The 468-nt window shown below is 60.5% G+C and carries 1 rRNA gene; it reads left to right on the forward strand.

Features of this window, described 5'->3' with window-relative positions:
* Positions 1–144: 144 nt before the first annotated feature.
* Positions 145–468 (forward strand): 23S ribosomal RNA (locus tag ADK36_RS08090); the annotation flags it as partial.

Consider the following 468-nt stretch of genomic DNA (forward strand, 5'->3'; position numbering starts at 1 on the left):
GTGTCGGGCACGCTGTTGGGTGTCTGAGGGTACGGCCGAGAGGCTGCCTTCAGGTGCCGGCCCCAGTGCACTCGAACCGGTTGGTTCGGGGTGATGGGTGGCTGGTCGTTGTTTGAGAACTGCACAGTGGACGCGAGCATCTGTGGCCAAGTTTTTAAGGGCGCACGGTGGATGCCTTGGCACCAGGAACCGATGAAGGACGTGGGAGGCCACGATAGGCCCCGGGGAGTCGTCAACCAGGCTTTGATCCGGGGGTGTCCGAATGGGGAAACCCGGCAGTCGTCATGGGCTGTCACCCTTGCCTGAACACATAGGGCAAGTGGAGGGAACGCGGGGAAGTGAAACATCTCAGTACCCGCAGGAAGAGAAAACAACCGTGATTCCGGGAGTAGTGGCGAGCGAAACTGGATGAGGCTAAACCGTATACGTGTGAGACCCGGCAGGGGTTGCGTATGCGGGGTTGTGGGA

Source organism: Streptomyces viridochromogenes (assembly GCF_001270495.1).
GTDB lineage: Bacteria > Actinomycetota > Actinomycetes > Streptomycetales > Streptomycetaceae > Streptomyces > Streptomyces viridochromogenes_A.